This window comes from Kutzneria sp. NPDC051319 (assembly GCF_040682195.1).
Lineage (GTDB): Bacteria > Actinomycetota > Actinomycetes > Mycobacteriales > Pseudonocardiaceae > Kutzneria.
The window spans coordinates 77,342-93,842 of the sequence record NZ_JBFBAM010000009.1; the positions used below are offsets into that span (position 1 = coordinate 77,342).

Genomic DNA, 16,501 nt, shown 5'->3' on the forward strand with positions numbered 1-16,501 from the left:
TACGGGCGTCAACTCGGCGGGCGCGGACCCGCTCGTTACCCTTGCCGGGTGAGCGTCGAGTCTGTCTTCCCCGCGTTGGAGCCGCTGCTGCCGCGGGTGTCCAAGCCGGTCCAGTACGTCGGCGGCGAGCTGAACGCGACGGTCAAGGACTGGGACTCGGCCGCCGTGCGCTGGTGCCTGATGTACCCGGACGCCTACGAGGTCGGCCTGCCCAACCAGGGCGTCATGATCCTCTACGAGATCCTCAACGAGCTCGAGGACGTGCTGGCCGAGCGCACCTACACGGTGTGGCCGGACCTGGAGGCGCTGATGCGGGAGCACGGCGTCCCGCAGTTCACGGTGGACGCGCACCGCCCGGTCAAGGCGTTCGACGTGCTCGGCCTGAGCTTCTCCACCGAGCTCGGCTACACCAACATGCTCACGGCGCTGGACCTGGCCGGCATCCCGATGCACGCCGCCGACCGCACCGACGACGACCCGATCGTGCTGGCCGGCGGGCACGCGGCGTTCAACCCGGAGCCGATCGCCGACTTCATCGACGCGGCGGTCCTCGGCGACGGTGAGGAAGCCGTCCTGGAGATCACCGACATCGTCCGCGAGTGGAAGGCGCAGGGCCGCCCCGGCGGCCGCGACGAGCTGCTGACCCGGCTGGCCGAGACGGGCGGCGTCTACATCCCGCGCTTCTACGACGTCGAGTACCTGTCCGACGGCCGGATCCAGCGCGTGGTGCCCAACACCGACCGCGTGCCGTACCGGGTGTTCAAGCGCACCACCATGGAACTGGACGAGTGGCCGTACCCGAAGCAGCCGCTGGTGCCGCTGGCCGAGAGTGTGCACGAGCGGATGAGCGTGGAGATCTTCCGCGGCTGCACCCGGGGCTGCCGCTTCTGCCAGGCCGGCATGATCACCCGTCCGGTGCGGGAGCGCTCCATCGAGGGCATCGGCGCGATGGTCCAAAAAGGACTGGAGGCGACCGGCTTCGAGGAGGTCGGCCTGCTCTCGCTGTCCAGCGCCGACCACTCCGAGATCGCCGAGATCACCAAGGGCCTGGCCGACCGCTACGCCGGCACCAACACCGGGCTTTCCCTGCCCAGCACCCGGGTCGACGCGTTCAACGTGGACCTGGCCAACGAGATCTCCCGCAACGGCCGCCGGTCCGGCCTGACGTTCGCGCCCGAGGGCGGCAGCGAGCGGATCCGCCGCGTCATCAACAAGATGGTGTCCGAAGAGGACCTGATCCGCACGGTCAGCGCCGCGTTCTCCAACGGCTGGCGGCAGGTGAAGCTGTACTTCATGTGCGGCCTGCCGACCGAGACCGACGAGGACGTGCTGCAGATCGCCCGGATGGCCAAGGAGGTCATCAAGGCCGGCCGGGAAGCCAGTGGCCGCAAGGACATTCGCTGCACCATCTCCATCGGCGGCTTCGTGCCCAAGCCGCACACACCGTTCCAGTGGGCGCCGCAGTGCGACCCGGACACCGTGGACGACCGGCTGCGCAAGCTGCGGGCCGAGGTGAACCAGGGGGACCGCAGCCTGGCCCGCAACATCGGCATGCGCTACCACGACGGCAAGCCCTCGCTGATCGAGGGACTGCTCAGCCGTGGCGACCGCCGGGTCGGCCGGGTCATCGAGCGGGTGTGGCGTGACGGCGGCCGGCTGGACGGCTGGAGCGAGCACTTCTCCTACGACCGCTGGGTGAACGCGGCCGACGGCGAGCTGGAGCCGCTGGGCGTGAGCCTGGCCTGGTTCACCACGCGTCAGCGCGAGGAGACCGAGGTCCTGCCCTGGGACCACCTGGATTCGGGGCTGGACAAGGAATGGCTCTGGGCCGACTGGCAGGACGCCCTGTCCGAGCAGGAGCAGGACGACTGCCGCTGGACCCCGTGCTTCGACTGCGGCGTCTGCCCGGCCATGGGCACCGACATCCAGGTCGGGCCGACCGGCCGCCCGCTGCTGCCGATCTCCCCGGTGGGCAAGGGATCTCCGGTCAGGAACCCGTCACTGACCGGCGGCTAGCTGCTCGGGGCCGATCGGCATCGCCTTGCCGGTCGGCCCTTTGTCCGTCTGGGTCGGTACGCCGGTCGTCGGTACGCCGGTCTGCGGCTTCGGCGTGGTGCCGCTGGACACGGCGGCCAGGGCGTTGACCATGCCGTGGCCGTAGAAGCCGTTGAACGAGGCGTAGCCGGAGCAGTAGGCGTCCTGCGCGCCGGTGTCGTTGAGGTCGTAGTCGCTGGGGCACTGCACCGGCTTGGCCTGCTGGTTGAGCAGCTTCGTCAGCTGCGCGGGCGTGTCGCCGGGATGCGTGGACGCCAGCAGCGCCGCCACGCCGGTCACGTGCGGGGCCGCCATGGACGTGCCGCAGAAGTTGCCGTAGCCGCCGGGCACCGTGGACACCACACACGCGTTGTCGCCGTTGGCCGGCTTCTGGTGCACATCGCCGCCCGGGGCCGTGACGTCGACCGCGCCCAGGCCGTACGAGCTGTAACTGGCCTTGACCTGATTCGCGCCAACGGAGGACACCGCCACCACGTCGCGCTCCGCGGCCGGCAGCACCGAGCAGTCGCCGCCGATGCTCCGCACGGGGTGGCTGGGGGCGTTGTCGGGGCTACGCGTGTCCGTGCCGGGCTGCGTGAGGTCCACGGCCGAGTTGGTCACCGCGGCGATGTTCAGCACGCCCTGCGAGTTCGCGTAGTCCACGGCCCGCTTCATGGCCTCCGTGACCACACGCTGGCCCTGCTGGTCGGAGCAGGTGTACTCCCACGGGTCCACGTAGTAGCTGTTGTTGGTGATGGCGATGCCGTGCGTGGCGGCCCACATGAAGCCGCACACCGCGTACTCGGGGTAGATGTAGCCGTCGTCGTCCACGACCTTCACGGAGGCCACGCGCACGCCCGGCGCCACGCCCGTGACGCCCTTGCCGTCATCGGCGGCGGCGATGATGCCGGCCACGTGCGTGCCGTGCGAGGACGTCGTCGGGGCCCATGCCGCCACGCTGGTGTCCGGCTTGCCCGTGAGGCAGCCCACCGACAGCTGCGGGTCCAGCGCCGGCTTGAGGTCGGGGTGGCGGGGGTCGATGCCGGAGTCCAGCACGCCGACCACGACCCGCGAGTCGCCCTCGGTGATCTGGTGGGCCAGGTTGGCGTCGATCTGGCGCATGTCCCACTGCTGGTCGCCCAGGTCGGCGCTGGGCACCGACTCGGTGCTGGTCAGCAGGGAGGCGGCGGACATCGTCTCGTCCGCCTTCTTGCGGCTCGACTGCCCGGTCGCGGTCCAGGACTCGCCCTGCGCGCTGTAGGCCCGGTCGGGGCCGATCTTGTCGCCGAACCCGGGGTCCGGCGAGGTGACCACGGCCACGGCGATCGGCGCGTAGTACACGGTGGTGGTGCCGCAGGCGGCGGAGATCTGGGCGTCGGCGTCCGGCTCGGGGGTGCCCTTGTCGAAAACCACCAGGTAGCGCAGGGTGGGGCCGGGCTGAACGCACCCGGGCGGCGTGACGTCGTCCGCGCCGGCCGCGGGCGCGCCGAGGCACCCGGCCGCGAGCAGGGCTGCGCCCAGTGCCGCCAGCTGTGCCCGGCGGAGCAGAGGCACTGCGGACCTCCATCTCTGGGGTGGGCGTTCGGGGGTCGCCCACGTCAGCGATCAGCCGGACGGTAGCCACCGCCCGCCCGCCGGACAACCCCGGCGTTGCTCAGTGTCCCCGGGACCGGCCGGGTACCGTCCTACCGGACCCGTCGATCCAGCCAAGGAGAGTAGTCCTGAGCCGCCACGACCAGCCCAACCCGTCCGCCGCCGCGGTGCAGAAGCTCCGGCTGCGCTACACCAAGCGGGGCCGGCTCCGGTTCACCTCCCACCGTGACGTCGCTCGCACCTTCGAGCGGGCGCTGCGGCGGGCCGGCGTGCCGATGGCGTACTCCCAGGGCTTCAGCCCGCATCCGAAGATCTCCTGGATCGGCGCGGCCCCCACCGGGGTGGCCAGCGAGGCGGAATACGTCGAGGTCGGGGTGGTCGACCGGGTCGATCCCGAGGCGCTGCGCAAGGCCCTGGACGAGGCGTTGCCGCCCGGTCTCGACGTGGTCGACGCGGTGCAGGCCGAGCAGGGTTCGCTGGCCGAGCGGATCGACGCCAGCCGCTGGCTGGTCGAGCTGCCGGGGGTGGAGCCGGAGGAGCTGGCCAAGGCGGTCGAGGCGCTGGTGGCGGCCGAGTCCGTCGAGGTGGAGCGGCTCACCAAGGACGGGCGCCGGATCATGGACGTGCGCCCGGGCGTGGTGAGTGTCGAGGTGGGCGATGTGACCTCGCTCACGGCGACGCTAAGTGATCAAGGTGTGGGCGCATCGGGTGATTTGGCCGACGCGCCGATTCCGCGTAAGGACGACGACACGGCGGCGTCCCGTCCGTATGGGATACTCGTGATGGTGGTACGGCAGCTGACCCCTGCGGTGCGACCCGATGACGTGCTGAGTGCGCTCCGCGTCGTCGCCGGCCTCCGGCCCCCGGTACCCGCCAAGGCGACCCGGTTGGCGCAGGGCCGGCTAGACGACGCGGGTGGGCTCGTCGACCCGTTCGCCCCAGATGGGCGCGGGACGGCGGACCCGGCCAGGGAGCAGGAGCCGGACCAGCCCGCCGTCGAATGACCTGTCGCCCGCAGGCCTGGCCCCGCCAGGAAGCCGGGCGGCGCCAGGCAAGGTTTCCCGTCGCCGACGGCGACGGAGACAGAACAGAGAACGGGCCCCTGTGTGGCCGCGTCCAGACACTGGACGCGCCCGGGGGCGGAGGAGCTACATGTCGAAGAAGAAGATCCCCGCCGGCGGGCCCGGCGGGGATGGAACCACACCCATTCCCGAGTTCCCGCCCAAGCTGCGGGTGCACGCGCTGGCCAAGGAGCTGGGCACGAGCAGCCGCGAGGTGCTGGCCGCGCTGGCCGACCTCGGCGAGGTCGTGCGCAGCCCGCAGTCGAGCGTGAGCCGCGAGGTCGCCGAGCAGGTCGCGCGCACCCTGCTGACCACCGGTGAGCAGGACGTGGAGGACGACACCGACGACGTGCTCGTCGCCCACTCCGACCTCACCGGCCTGCTGGCCGAGCGCCCGGACGACGACGACCCCGCCCCGGTCGACGACGACGATGAGATCGCGGTCACCCTGGCCCCGGTCTTCGCGCCGCCGTCGGTGGTCTTCCTGCCGCCGGGCGCCGCCGAGCCGCGCCCGTCGCGCCGCCGTCGCGCCCCCGAGCCGGAGGAGCTCGAGGAGGCCGTCGAGGAAGACGAGGACGAGCCCACCCAGGCCGACTCCGACGCCGTCGACGACGACGGTGACGAGGACGACGCCAACAGCCGTCGTCGCCGTCGCCGTGGCCGCCGTGGCCGTGGCCGTGGCAAGGGCGGTCCCGAGGACGCCGCCGGCGACTCCGAGTCCGACGAGGACTCCGAGGGCGCCGAGGGCGAGGCGGAGGAGCCGACCGAGGCCGACAACGCCGACGACGGCGATTCCGACGAGGGCTCCAGCAGCCGTCGCCGCCGTCGCCGCCGCCGTCGCAAGGGCGGCGCCGACGACGAGAGCGCCGCGGCCGAGGACGACCCGCCCAACACCGTCGTGCACGTCCGCAGCGCGCCGCCCACCCGGGACGAGGAGCGCGCCGACGCCGAGGCGGCCAACAACGAGGTGCGCAGCGTGCGCGGCTCGACCCGGCTGGAGGCCAAGCGCCAGCGTCGCCGGGACGGCCGCGAGGCCGGCCGCCGCCGTGTGCCGATCCTGTCCGAGGCCGAGTTCCTGGCCCGCCGCGAGGCGGTCGCCCGCAAGATGGTCGTGCGCGAGCGCGGCGACCGCACCCAGATCGCCGTGCTCGAGGACGGGGTGCTGGTCGAGCACTTCGTCACCTCGGCCGGCACCGGGTCGCTGGTCGGCAACGTCTACCTCGGCCGGGTGCAGAACGTGCTGCCCAGCATGGAGGCGGCCTTCGTCGACATCGGCCGCGGCCGCAACGCCGTGCTCTACGCCGGCGAGGTCGACTGGGACGCCGCCGGCCTTGAGGGCAAGGCCCGCAAGATCGAGCAGGCCCTGTCCAGCGGCGACAGCGTGCTGGTCCAGGTGACCAAGGACCCGGTCGGGCACAAGGGCGCCCGGCTGACCACGCAGATCAGCCTGCCGGGCCGGTTCCTGGTGTACGTGCCGGGCGGCGGCGCCACCGGCATCAGCCGCAAGCTGGCCGACAACGAGCGCAAGCGCCTCAAGGACATCCTCAAGAGGATCGTGCCCGAGGACGCCGGCGTGATCATCCGCACCGCCTCCGAGGGCATCGCCGAGGAGGAGCTGGGCCGCGACGTGCGTCGCCTGCAGGCCCAGTGGGAGGTCATCAAGGAGAAGGCCGACGCCCCCAAGGCGCAGGCCCCCCAGCTACTGTACGAAGAGCCGGACCTGCTGGTGAAGGTCGTGCGCGACCTGTTCACCGAGGACTTCGCCGAGCTGATCGTGCAGGGCGACCAGGCCTGGGACACCATCGACGGCTACGTCCGCCACGTCGCGCCCGACCTGGCCGACCGGCTGCGCAAGCACGTCGGCCTCAACGACGTGTTCACCGAGCAGCGCATCGACGAGCAGATCACCAAGGCCCTGGACCGCAAGGTCTGGCTGCCCTCGGGCGGCTACCTGGTGATCGACCGCACCGAGGCGATGACCGTCATCGACGTCAACACCGGGAAGTTCACCGGATCGGGTGGCAACCTGGAGGAGACGGTCACCAGGAACAACCTGGAGTCGGCCGAGGAGATCGTCCGCCAGCTCCGGCTGCGCGACATCGGCGGCATCATCGTCATCGACTTCATCGACATGGTGCTGGAGTCCAACCGCGACCTGGTGCTGCGTCGCCTGACCGAGTGCCTCGGCCGGGACCGCACCCGCCACCAGGTGGCCGAGGTCACCTCGCTCGGCCTGGTGCAGATGACCCGCAAGCGGGTCGGCACCGGCCTGCTGGAGGCGTTCAGCAGCACCTGCGAGCACTGCCGCGGGCGGGGCGTCGTGGTCACCACCGAGCCGGTCACGCACAACCACAGCAACGGCAACGGCCACACCAACGGCGGCGGTGGCAACAACGGTGGCGGCAACAACGGCGGTGGCAGCGGGAACGGCGGCGGCAACGGCCAGCAGCAGGCCCAGGCCGACAAGCCGGCCGAGAAGTCGGGCCGCAAGCGCAACCGCAACCGGCACCGCACCGAGGAGCCGGCCGCCGAGGCCGAGTCGACCCCGGTCGAGGAGGCCACCCCGGTCGAGGCCGTCGCCGAGCCCGTGGCTGCCGAGCGGGTCGCCGCTGAGCCGGTCGCTGTCGAGGAGGCCGCCCCGGCGGTCGCCGCGGCCGCCGTCACCGGCGCTTCGGCCGTCTCCGTGCCCTACGAGGTCCCGGAGCAGCCGACCGTCGCCGCGGCCAACGGCCACCACACCCCCGAGCCCGCCGCCGAGCCCGTGGTGTCCGCCACACGGCGTCGGGTCCGTCGGGCCGCGTCCCGCCCGGCCGGCCCGCCGGCCAGCGCGGTGACGCAGGACTGACCAGGTGTTTCACCGACCCGCGGGCGCTCGTCCGCGGGTCGGTGGCCCCTGCCCGGAGTGACCGCGGTCACCCCGACCCGGCTACGGGGACCCCGGTTTGACCTCTCGTCCACCCGGCCCGTAACCTCTTGTTTGGCCCCCATCCGGAGGGCCCCGTCGTGCGCCAGTCCAAGCTGGTTGGAATTCTTCGGTGTTGGATTTGTCTGAGGAATTCTCCATGCGCTTGGGCCGTGCGTGCCCCGTCAACGTCGAGTAGCAGGAGACTTCCGTCCCGATGTACGCGATCGTCAAGACTGGCGGCAAGCAGTACAAGGTTGCCGTCGGCGACATCGTCCAGGTCGAGAAGCTCGACGGTGGACCGGGCGCCGAAGTCAGCTTCCCGGCGCTGCTCGTCGTCGATGGCTCTGATGTCATTGCTGACGCGGACGCCCTGGGCAAGGTTTCGGTGACCGCCAAGGTCGTCGAGCACACCAAGGGTCCCAAGATCCGCATCCACAAGTTCAAGAACAAGACCGGCTACCACAAGCGCCAGGGTCACCGCCAGAAGCTGACCCGCGTCGAGGTCACCGCCATCACCAAGTAAAGGACCTGACCAGCCATGGCACACAAAAAGGGTGCATCCAGCTCCCGCAACGGCCGTGACTCCAACGCTCAGTACCTTGGGGTCAAGCGTTACGGCGGTCAGGTCGTCAAGGCCGGCGAGATCCTGATCCGCCAGCGCGGCACCAAGTTCCACCCCGGTGTGAACGTGGGCCGCGGCAAGGACGACACGCTGTTCGCGCTGTCGGCCGGCGCGGTCGAGTTCGGCGTCAAGCGGGGTCGCAAGACCGTCAACATCGTCCCGGTCGAGGCTCTGGCCTCTGCCTGAGGGATTTGAACGTCCGAACGGGCGACGTGTGTCCGCGGAGCGGACTACGTCGCCCGTTCGTGTTTTGTGGGGGCCCGGCCCCCACACCCCCACACCGGGGGCAAGCCCCCGGACCCCCGAATTCATGCTCGGGGTCCTGAAAGGAAGTTCTTCTCGTGTCTCGCTTCGTTGACCGCGTGACCATCCACGTGGGGGCCGGTAACGGCGGGAACGGCTGTGCCTCGGTGCACCGCGAGAAGTTCAAGCCGCTGGGCGGCCCCGACGGCGGCAACGGCGGGCGCGGCGGCGACGTCGTGCTGGTCGTCGATCCCAGCGTGCACACCCTGCTGGACTTCCACTTCCGCCCGCACGCCAACGCCACCAACGGCCGTCAGGGCCAGGGCGCGAACAAGGACGGCGCCCAGGGCGACGACCTGGAGCTGCGCGTCCCCGACGGCACCGTGGTGCTCAGCCCCGACGGCGAGGTGCTGGCCGACCTGGTGGGCGCCGGCACCCGGCTCGTCGCCGCCCAGGGCGGCCGCGGCGGTCTCGGCAACGCCTCGCTGGCCTCCAAGGCGCGGCGTGCCCCCGGCTTCGCCCTGCTCGGCGAGGAGGGCGAGACCCGTGACCTCGTCCTGGAGCTCAAGTCCGTCGCCGACGTCGGCCTGGTCGGCTTCCCGTCGGCCGGCAAGTCGTCGCTGATCGCCGTGCTTTCCGCGGCCCGGCCCAAGATCGCCGACTACCCGTTCACCACGCTCGTGCCCAACCTGGGCGTGGTCACCGCGGGCGAGGCCGTCTTCACCATGGCCGACGTGCCCGGCCTCATCCCCGGCGCCAGCGAGGGCAAGGGCCTCGGCCTGGACTTCCTCCGTCACATCGAGCGCTGCGCCGTGCTGGTGCACGTCGTCGACTGCGCCACCTTCGAGGCCAACCGCGACCCGCTGTCCGACATCGACGCCCTCGAGGCCGAGCTGGCCAAGTACACGCCGTCGCTCGGCGGCGAGCTGGCCTCCCGGCCGCGACTGGTCGTGCTGAACAAGACCGACGTGCCCGACGCCCAGGACCTGGCCGACATCGTCCGGCCCGAGCTGGAGGCCCGTGGCCTGCCGGTGTTCGAGGTCTCCACCGTCACCCGGACCGGCCTGCGGGAGCTCACCTTCGCGCTGGCCCGGACCGTCGAGGAGCACCGGGCCGCGCAGCCCATCCTGGAGCCCACCCGCATCGTGCTGCGGCCCGTCGCCGTCGACGACACCGGTTTTGTCGTCGAGGCCGACCCCGAGAACGAGGGCGGGTTCATCATCCGCGGCAACCGGCCCGAGCGCTGGATCCGCCAGACCCAGTTCTCCAACGACGAGGCCGTCGGCTACCTCGGCGACCGGCTCGCCCGCCTGGGCGTCGAGGAGGCGTTGGCCAAGGCCGGCGCCGTGCCGGGCTGCCCCGTCACCATCGGCGATGTGACCTTCGACTGGGAACCGACCACGCCGGCCGGCGTCGCGGTACTCATGACCGGTCGCGGCACCGATGCCCGGTTGGAGACCAACAACCGCATCGGCGCCGCCGAGCGCAAGGCCGCCCGCAAGGCCCGGCGGACCCCGGGCGAGTGGAGCGAGTTCGACACCGAGGACGAGATCGACGAGGAGTAAGGGCGTGTCCCAGGCCCGCCAGGCAGTCGCCGCCGCGAAGCGGATCGTGGTCAAGGTCGGTTCTTCCTCGCTCACCACCGCCGTCGGGGGTCTCGACCCGAGCCGCTTGGACGCCCTCGTCGACGCCCTCGCCGCCCGGTCCGCCGCCGGCAGCCAGGTGGTGCTCGTCTCCTCCGGCGCCATCGCCGCCGGCCTCGCCCCCCTCGGCATCGGCAAGCGCCCCAAGGACCTCGCCACCCAGCAGGCCGCCGCCAGCGTCGGCCAGCTGGAGCTCGTGCACGCCTACGCCACCTCTTTCGCCCGCTACTCGTTGACTGTCGGCCAGCTCCTCCTCACCGCCGACGATGTCGTCCGCCGCTCCCACTACCGCAACGCCCAGCGGACCTTCTCCCGCCTCTTGGCCCTCGGCGTCGTGCCCGTCGTCAACGAGAACGACACCGTCGCCACCGACGAGATCCGCTTCGGCGACAACGACCGTCTCGCTGCCCTCGTCGCCCACCTCGTCGGCGCCGATGCCCTCGTTCTCCTCTCCGACGTCGACGCCCTCTACACCGGCGACCCCCGCCGCTCCGACGCCCGCCGCATTACCGAGGTGGTCGACGAGTCCGACCTCGCCGACGTCATCGCCGGCACCACCGGCGCCTCCGGCGTCGGCACCGGCGGCATGGCCTCCAAGCTGGCCGCCGCCCGCCTCGCCTCCTCCGCCGGCATCCCCGTGTTGTTGGCCTCCTCCGCCGACGCCGCCTCAGCCCTGGCCGCCACCCCAGCGGGTGTCCCTTCGCCGCCGCCCGCCGCTTCGGCCAGCATCGCTCCAGCTCCGGCCACACCTTCTGCCGGCGCTCTTTCAGCTGTAGCCCCGGCTTCTGCTGACGCTGCTTCGCCTCTGGTCCCAGCTTCGTCCGGTATCGCTTCGGGCGTGACTGCGGCTTCTGTTGACGCTGCTTCGGATTTGCCCGCGGCTTCGTCCGGCACTCCTTCGGCCGACGTCTCGGCTTCTGCTGGCGATGCCTCGGTTCCGGCCCTGATTGCCGGCGGCCCCGTTTCGGCTGGCGCTCCGGCTGCTGTCGGCACTGCCTTCGCCGCCACCGGCTCCCGCCTGTCGGCCCGCCGCTTCTGGCTCGCTCACGCTGCCGACTCCGCCGGCCGCCTCACCCTCGACGACGGCGCCGTAACCGCCGTCGTCACCCGCCGCCGCTCCCTTCTCGCCGCCGGCATCGCCGGCGTCCACGGCGACTTCGACGCCGGCGACGTGGTCGACCTCACCGACCTCGCCGGCAAGGTCGTAGCCCGCGGCGTAGTCGCCTTCGACGCCGTCGAACTGCCCGCCATGATCGGTCGTTCCACCCACCACCTCGCCCCCGAACAGCGCCGCGAGGTAGTCCACGCCGACGACCTGGTCCCCCTCCCACACCCCAACTGACCCCCGCCTGCGCCCGGCCGCGGGTTGCCAGGCTGCTCCCGCTCTGCCTGCCCGCTCCCGCTCTGCCTGCCCGCTCCCGCTCTGCCTGCCCGCTCTCGATCTGCCCGGCTGCGGGTTGCCAGGCTGCTCCCGTTCTGCCTGCCCGCTCCCGTTCTGCCCGGTCGCCCGCTTTTGCTTGTCCGCCCCGGTTTGCTCGCCCGCACGGGGCGCCCCTACAGCCCACCAATCACTCCGCCGCTGTGGCCGCCGCCCAACTAAGGTCGTCGGCCGCGTCCTGCGCAGTCGCCTCGCATACTCCGCCGCGCCCGTCTGCTGACCCGCGCCCGTCTGCTGACTCGCGTCCGTCGTCGGGCCGGCTGCACGCGGTCGTCAATTGCACCCGGACTTCTCGACTGCGCCGGACTTCGACCTTCTTCCCCCACCCACACCCCGCACAAATGAAAACCGCACCCGCCACAGGGATCGCCCGTGACGGGTGCGGCTGTCTGGCCGCAGGCGCTGGTCAGTGCCTGGTGATCGAGAAGCCGGTGCCGTTGGAGCTGATCGCGCCAGGGATCCAGGTGTTGGTGCCCCGGTCGTCGGCGTTCAGCGCGGACGGGTTGGTGGCCTTGAGGGTCTTGCCGTCGAAATTCACGCCGGTGAAGGTGAAGGCGTTGCCGCTGACCGACGGGTACGAGTCGGTGGGCGACTCGATGATCGCCTCGGCCGAGTAGTGCCGGGCGCTGCTCAGCGACTTGGTGGTGGACTTGGTCCAGCCCTTGGTGGTGTCGCTGATGTCCAGCTTGTAGCTGGTGCCGGAGCGAGTCACCGTCGCGGTGAAGTGGTCGCCGGCGCTGACCGCGTTGCTGTAGTAGACCGGCGCGGCCGGGTACATCTCGTACCACGCCTGGTAGACCGGGCGGCCGCTGGAGCAGTCGGTGGCGACGCCGGTCTGCTCGACAGTGGACGAGCCGTCGCCGTCGATGCCGACCCACGGCGCGACCAGGTCGTTGCTGGACCTGCAGGTCATCGACGGCTCGGTCCAGCTGGCGGTCGCGGTCGTCCAGCTGCCGAAGCTGGCGTAGCCGCCCCAGTTGCCGCCGGAGAAGTTGCTGCCCACGCCGTGCCCGAAGTTGACGTGCGGGCCGAACGTGGCGGGGCCGGTGGTGGCGGCGGCCGTGCCGGCAGCGAGTCCGGCGGCCGCGAGAGCGGCCGCGACCAGGGCACGGGTGAGACGAGTGGCGAGCATTTCCGATCCTTTCACCGGCGACTCCCGATCGCTGATCGGCGTTGCGGGAGTGCCTTGCAGGGGTGGTGGAGGGACAGGCGCAATTCTCGGAATTCCGCCGGGGAACTGATCAGATTCCCCGGCGGAGCCCGTACTGATCTTTCAACGGACCATCGGGCCGCGGTAGCTACTTTCGGGGGGTTCCCGGCGGCGATAAATCCGTTTTGGTGCTCTTTGTGTCAGGTCAGTAGCAGCACCGCGTCGCAGGCGAGCCAATGCTTGACCATGTAGTCGGTCCCGCTGGTCAGATCCAGTTCCGGCCCGGCGTCCGCGGCCGCGGCGGCCCGCATCTCGGCGATGCGGACGTCGCTCGGCGGAAGGACTGAGGCCAATCGGAGCAGGCACAACGCCCGGCTCAGATTCAATCCGTGCAGATGGGCGATCTGCCCGTCGGAGTCATCGGTAACGACGGCCGGTGTGTACAGACCGCTGGTCGTGATGTCCGGCAGGAATCGGTCGAACCACTGGATGAACTCGGTTGGTCCGAACAGCTTCGACATCAGTATCGCCTCGCACAGCGCGGGGGAGAGGAAATCGGCCCCGCCCGGCTCCATGCGCGCCGGATAGTCGACGTCGCCGTCGAACCAGCGGTGCGCGGCGTCGGAGATGGCGTTCACCAGCGCCGGGCTGCCCCGGTCGTTCAGCGCGTGGGCGTGCGGCAAGGCCAGGGAAAGCCCGAACGCACTGTTGAGGTGCATGCCCTGCCGGTCCGGGTAGGTCGCCTTCGGCAGCCAGTCGGTGAACGCGTCCGTGATCGCCTCGGTCAGCGGCGTCAGGTTCGCCGCCCAGCGTTGCGCGTCCGGATCGTCCCAGGTGGACAGTTCGTGCTGGAGCATGTGCTCCCAACCCCACGCGTAGGGCCGCGCGTGTTTGTCGAACTCGCGGAAGTTGCGTGTTTCCACCGCGATCGCCTCGGCCATCAGGTGCTCGTCGAGTACCGCTCGGATCTCGGCGGCCGGCACGTGATTGGGCGTCGTGAAAACCCTGCAGGACTGGGAAATCAGGGACGTCGGCAACCGCCCGCGCCGACTGCACCTGCACTTCTTCCACACGCCGGTGGAGATCCTCGGCGCGGACGGCGCGGTCACCGGCCTGCGAACCGAACGCACCGAACTGACCGGCGACGGGACCGTGCGCGGCACGGGCGTGTTCCACGACTGGGACGTCCAGGCGGTGTACCGGGCGGTGGGCTACTTGTCCTCACACCTCACACCTCGCGGATCTCCCGTTCGATCACGTCACCGGGACGATCCCGCACAGCGAGGGTCGGATCGTGGGCCTCGACGGCGACCTGGTGCCCGGCGCCTACGTGTCCGGGTGGATCAAGCGCGGCCCGATCGGCCTCATCGGCCACACCAAGGGCTGCTCGTCCGAGACCGTGGCCGCGCTCCTGGTCGACGCCCCCAGCCTGTCGCCGGCTGCTCGGCCGGAGCCGGACGCCGTGGTGACCTACCTGAACGAACGGGGCATCGAGTTCACCACGTGGCAGGGCTGGCGGAACCTCGACGCATACGAGCGGGCGCTCGGCGAGCCGCACGGCCGCGAGCGGATCAAGGTGGTGTCCCGCTCGGAGATGCTCGCGGCGTCGCAAAGCGGCTTCGCTGTTCCGCTTGGGCAATAAGGGATCGCTAGTTCGTGACGGCGAGCGCGAACGGCAGCACCGCGGGCGCACCTCCTTCCCGGAGCAGTCGCACCGCGAGCGTCATGGTCCAGCCGCTGTCCACGAGATCGTCCACCAGCAACACGGGACCGTTGGGGGAGAAGGACTCAGGCGTGCGCAGGCCCTGCCACAAGCCGGCCAGGCGCTGTGCGCTGTTGCTGCGCCGGGTGCCCTCGCCAGCTGATTCGATCTCACCGAGATAGGTCAGCCGCCCGATCGTCGCCAGTCGCTCGCCGAGGCTGGCGACGAGCTTCGGCCGACGGCGGGAGCCGATCGTCACGACGCCCGACGGCCGCTGCTCCCACTTCCACGACGCGAGCACCTGCACGCAGGCGTTGAACACGTCGTCCGGCACCGGCTGGTCCGGCGCGTTGTCGGCCAGCAGGTCGCGCAAACGGTTGCCCCAGCCGATATCGGTCAGCCGGCCCAGCGCCCGGCCCTCCTCGGCCTGCTCGCCGGCCGGGATCTTGCCCGACAGCGGCACGCCCAGCCCTGACATGCCGCTAGGCCACATCTTCCGCGGCGCGATCTCCACTCCGGGCCGGTTCAGCCGGTCCTGCGCGGCGGTCGAGGCCTGCCCCGACACCTCGACGCTCCACCGCCGGCCCGTGCAGTTGTCACACCGCCCGCAGGGCGCCGCCGCCGGATCGTCCAACTGCCGCAACAGGAACTCCATGCGGCAGCTTTCGGTGGCCTGGTAGTCGAGCATGGCCTGCTGCTCGGCCCGGCGAGCTTGGCCGAGACGGCCGTAGCGCTCCTCGTCGTACTGCCACGGCTCGCCCGTCGACACCCAGCCGCCGCGCACGCGATGCACCGCGCCGTCCACGTCCAGCACCTTGAGCACGACCTCGAGCCGGCTGCGGGACAGCTCCACCATCGGCTCCAGCGCGGCCGTCGACAGTGGACGGTCGCTCATCGCCAACCCGTCCAGCACCTGGCGCACCACGTGTTCCGGCGGGAAGGCCAGCGACGCGAAGTACTGCCAGATCTCCCGGTCCTCCCGGCCCGGCAACAGCAGCACCTCCGCGCGCTGCACGCCACGGCCGGCACGACCGATCTGCTGGTAGTACGCGATCGGGGACTGCGGTGCGCCCAGGTGCACCACGAATCCCAGGTCCGGCTTGTCGAAGCCCATGCCCAGCGCCGAGGTCGCGACCAGCGCCTTGACGCGGTTGGCCAACAGGTCGGCCTCGGCGCGCTCGCGTTCGGCGGGGTCGGTCTTGCCGGAGTACGCCGCCACCTCGAAGCCCCGCTCGCGCAGGAAGGACGCCACGTCCTCGGCGGCGGACACCGTCAACGTGTAGATGATGCCGGAGCCGGAGAGCTCGGTCAGCTTCTCGGCCAGCCACCCCAGCCGCGCCGCCGGGCTCGGCAACGTGACGACGGCCAGGTGCAGGCTTTCCCGGTCCAGCGGGCCGCGCAGCACCAGCGTCTGGGTGCCACCGATGCCCAGTTGGTCGGCGACGTCGCGCACCACACGGTCGTTCGCGGTCGCCGTCGTGGCCAGCACCGGCACACCCTCCGGCAGTTCACCCAGAAGTGTGCGGAGGCGCCGGTAGTCGGGGCGGAAATCATGGCCCCAGTCGGAGATGCAGTGCGCCTCGTCCACCACGAGCAGGCCCGCGCTCGCGGTCAGACTCGGCAGCACGTTGTCGCGGAAATCCGGGTTGTTCAACCGCTCCGGGCTTACCAGCAGCACGTCCACGTCGCCGCCGGTCACGGCGTCCTGGACCTGCTGCCACTCGCCCAGGTTGGCGGAGTTGATGGTCGCCGCGCGCACCCCCGCGCGGGCCGCCGCCTCCACCTGGTTGCGCATCAGGGCCAGCAGCGGCGACACGATCACCGTCGGCCCCTCGCCCAACGACCGCAACAGGGCCGTGGCGATGAAGTACACCGCCGACTTGCCCCAGCCGGTGCGCTGAACGACCAGCGCACGCCGGCGCTGCGACACCAGTGCGCTGATCGCCGTCCACTGGTCGTCACGGAGTCTCGCCTCCGGGCCGGCGAGGGCCCTGAGGTGTTCCTCTGCCTGCTCGCGCAAGGCCTGGTCGTCCATGAGCACATGCCTACACCACGAATCTGACAGTTCCGCGGCCGCCCGAGGTCGAGGCCCATATTTCGGGGCGAGCGA

At 71.2% G+C, this 16,501-nt stretch carries 11 protein-coding genes and 1 pseudogene; 8 read left to right on the plus strand and 4 right to left on the minus strand.

The genetic code is table 11. The features are described from left to right. Positions 1 to 48 precede the first annotated feature (48 nt). Positions 49 to 2,016 (plus strand): TIGR03960 family B12-binding radical SAM protein, encoded by a 1,968-nt coding sequence (locus tag AB0M73_RS11425; RefSeq protein ID WP_363889926.1) that lies wholly within the window; start codon positions 49 to 51, stop codon positions 2,014 to 2,016. On the opposite strand, the gene AB0M73_RS11430 is transcribed toward AB0M73_RS11425, so the two are convergent. Then, a complete protein-coding gene (locus tag AB0M73_RS11430) occupies positions 1,999 to 3,588 on the minus strand; it encodes a S8 family serine peptidase (protein WP_363889928.1) in 1,590 nt (529 codons plus the stop codon). The two genes, AB0M73_RS11425 and AB0M73_RS11430, sit on opposite strands and share 18 nt — an antisense overlap. A gap of 206 nt (positions 3,589 to 3,794) precedes the next feature. Between AB0M73_RS11430 and AB0M73_RS11435 the strand changes: the two genes are divergently transcribed. The 6 genes from AB0M73_RS11435 to proB all read left to right on the plus strand — a co-directional run bounded on the left by AB0M73_RS11435 (position 3,795) and on the right by proB (position 11,443). Then, positions 3,795 to 4,631, plus strand: coding sequence for a TIGR03936 family radical SAM-associated protein (locus AB0M73_RS11435; RefSeq protein WP_043718003.1), 837 nt, complete (start codon positions 3,795 to 3,797; stop codon positions 4,629 to 4,631). A 148-nt stretch (positions 4,632 to 4,779) separates the two neighbouring features. Further along, positions 4,780 to 7,533, plus strand: coding sequence for a translation initiation factor IF-2 N-terminal domain-containing protein (locus AB0M73_RS11440; RefSeq protein WP_363889930.1), 2,754 nt, complete (start codon positions 4,780 to 4,782; stop codon positions 7,531 to 7,533). Between the two features lie 274 nt (positions 7,534 to 7,807). Continuing rightward, the gene (rplU, locus tag AB0M73_RS11445) at positions 7,808 to 8,116 is read left to right on the plus strand and encodes a 50S ribosomal protein L21 (protein WP_043717997.1); all 309 of its coding nucleotides are present in this window, start codon (positions 7,808 to 7,810) and stop codon (positions 8,114 to 8,116) included. Positions 8,117 to 8,131: 15 nt separating this feature from the next. Next, positions 8,132 to 8,401 (plus strand): 50S ribosomal protein L27, encoded by a 270-nt coding sequence (gene rpmA / locus AB0M73_RS11450; RefSeq protein WP_043717995.1) that lies wholly within the window; start codon positions 8,132 to 8,134, stop codon positions 8,399 to 8,401. 155 nt (positions 8,402 to 8,556) lie between these two features. Beyond that, complete coding sequence (gene obgE, locus AB0M73_RS11455) at positions 8,557 to 10,023, plus strand: GTPase ObgE (RefSeq protein WP_363889934.1); 1,467 nt, start codon at positions 8,557 to 8,559, stop codon at positions 10,021 to 10,023. A gap of 4 nt (positions 10,024 to 10,027) precedes the next feature. Then, a complete protein-coding gene (proB, locus tag AB0M73_RS11460) occupies positions 10,028 to 11,443 on the plus strand; it encodes a glutamate 5-kinase (protein WP_363889936.1) in 1,416 nt (471 codons plus the stop codon). A gap of 502 nt (positions 11,444 to 11,945) precedes the next feature. On the opposite strand, the gene AB0M73_RS11465 is transcribed toward proB, so the two are convergent. Together AB0M73_RS11465 and AB0M73_RS11470 are read right to left on the minus strand one after the other, a co-directional pair. Continuing rightward, positions 11,946 to 12,671 (minus strand): G1 family glutamic endopeptidase, encoded by a 726-nt coding sequence (locus AB0M73_RS11465; protein WP_363889939.1) that lies wholly within the window; start codon positions 12,669 to 12,671, stop codon positions 11,946 to 11,948. A gap of 218 nt (positions 12,672 to 12,889) precedes the next feature. Then, positions 12,890 to 13,672, minus strand: a complete 783-nt coding sequence (locus AB0M73_RS11470) for a DUF2891 family protein (RefSeq protein WP_363889941.1) — start codon at positions 13,670 to 13,672, stop codon at positions 12,890 to 12,892. A gap of 10 nt (positions 13,673 to 13,682) precedes the next feature. Here AB0M73_RS11470 and AB0M73_RS11475 point away from each other — a divergent pair. Continuing rightward, a pseudogene (locus AB0M73_RS11475) lies at positions 13,683 to 14,331 on the plus strand (pyridine nucleotide-disulfide oxidoreductase); the annotation flags it as partial. Positions 14,332 to 14,338: 7 nt separating this feature from the next. On the opposite strand, the gene AB0M73_RS11480 reads toward AB0M73_RS11475, so the two are convergent. Beyond that, complete coding sequence (locus AB0M73_RS11480; protein ID WP_363889942.1) at positions 14,339 to 16,426, minus strand: RecQ family ATP-dependent DNA helicase; 2,088 nt, start codon at positions 16,424 to 16,426, stop codon at positions 14,339 to 14,341. Positions 16,427 to 16,501 lie beyond the last annotated feature (75 nt).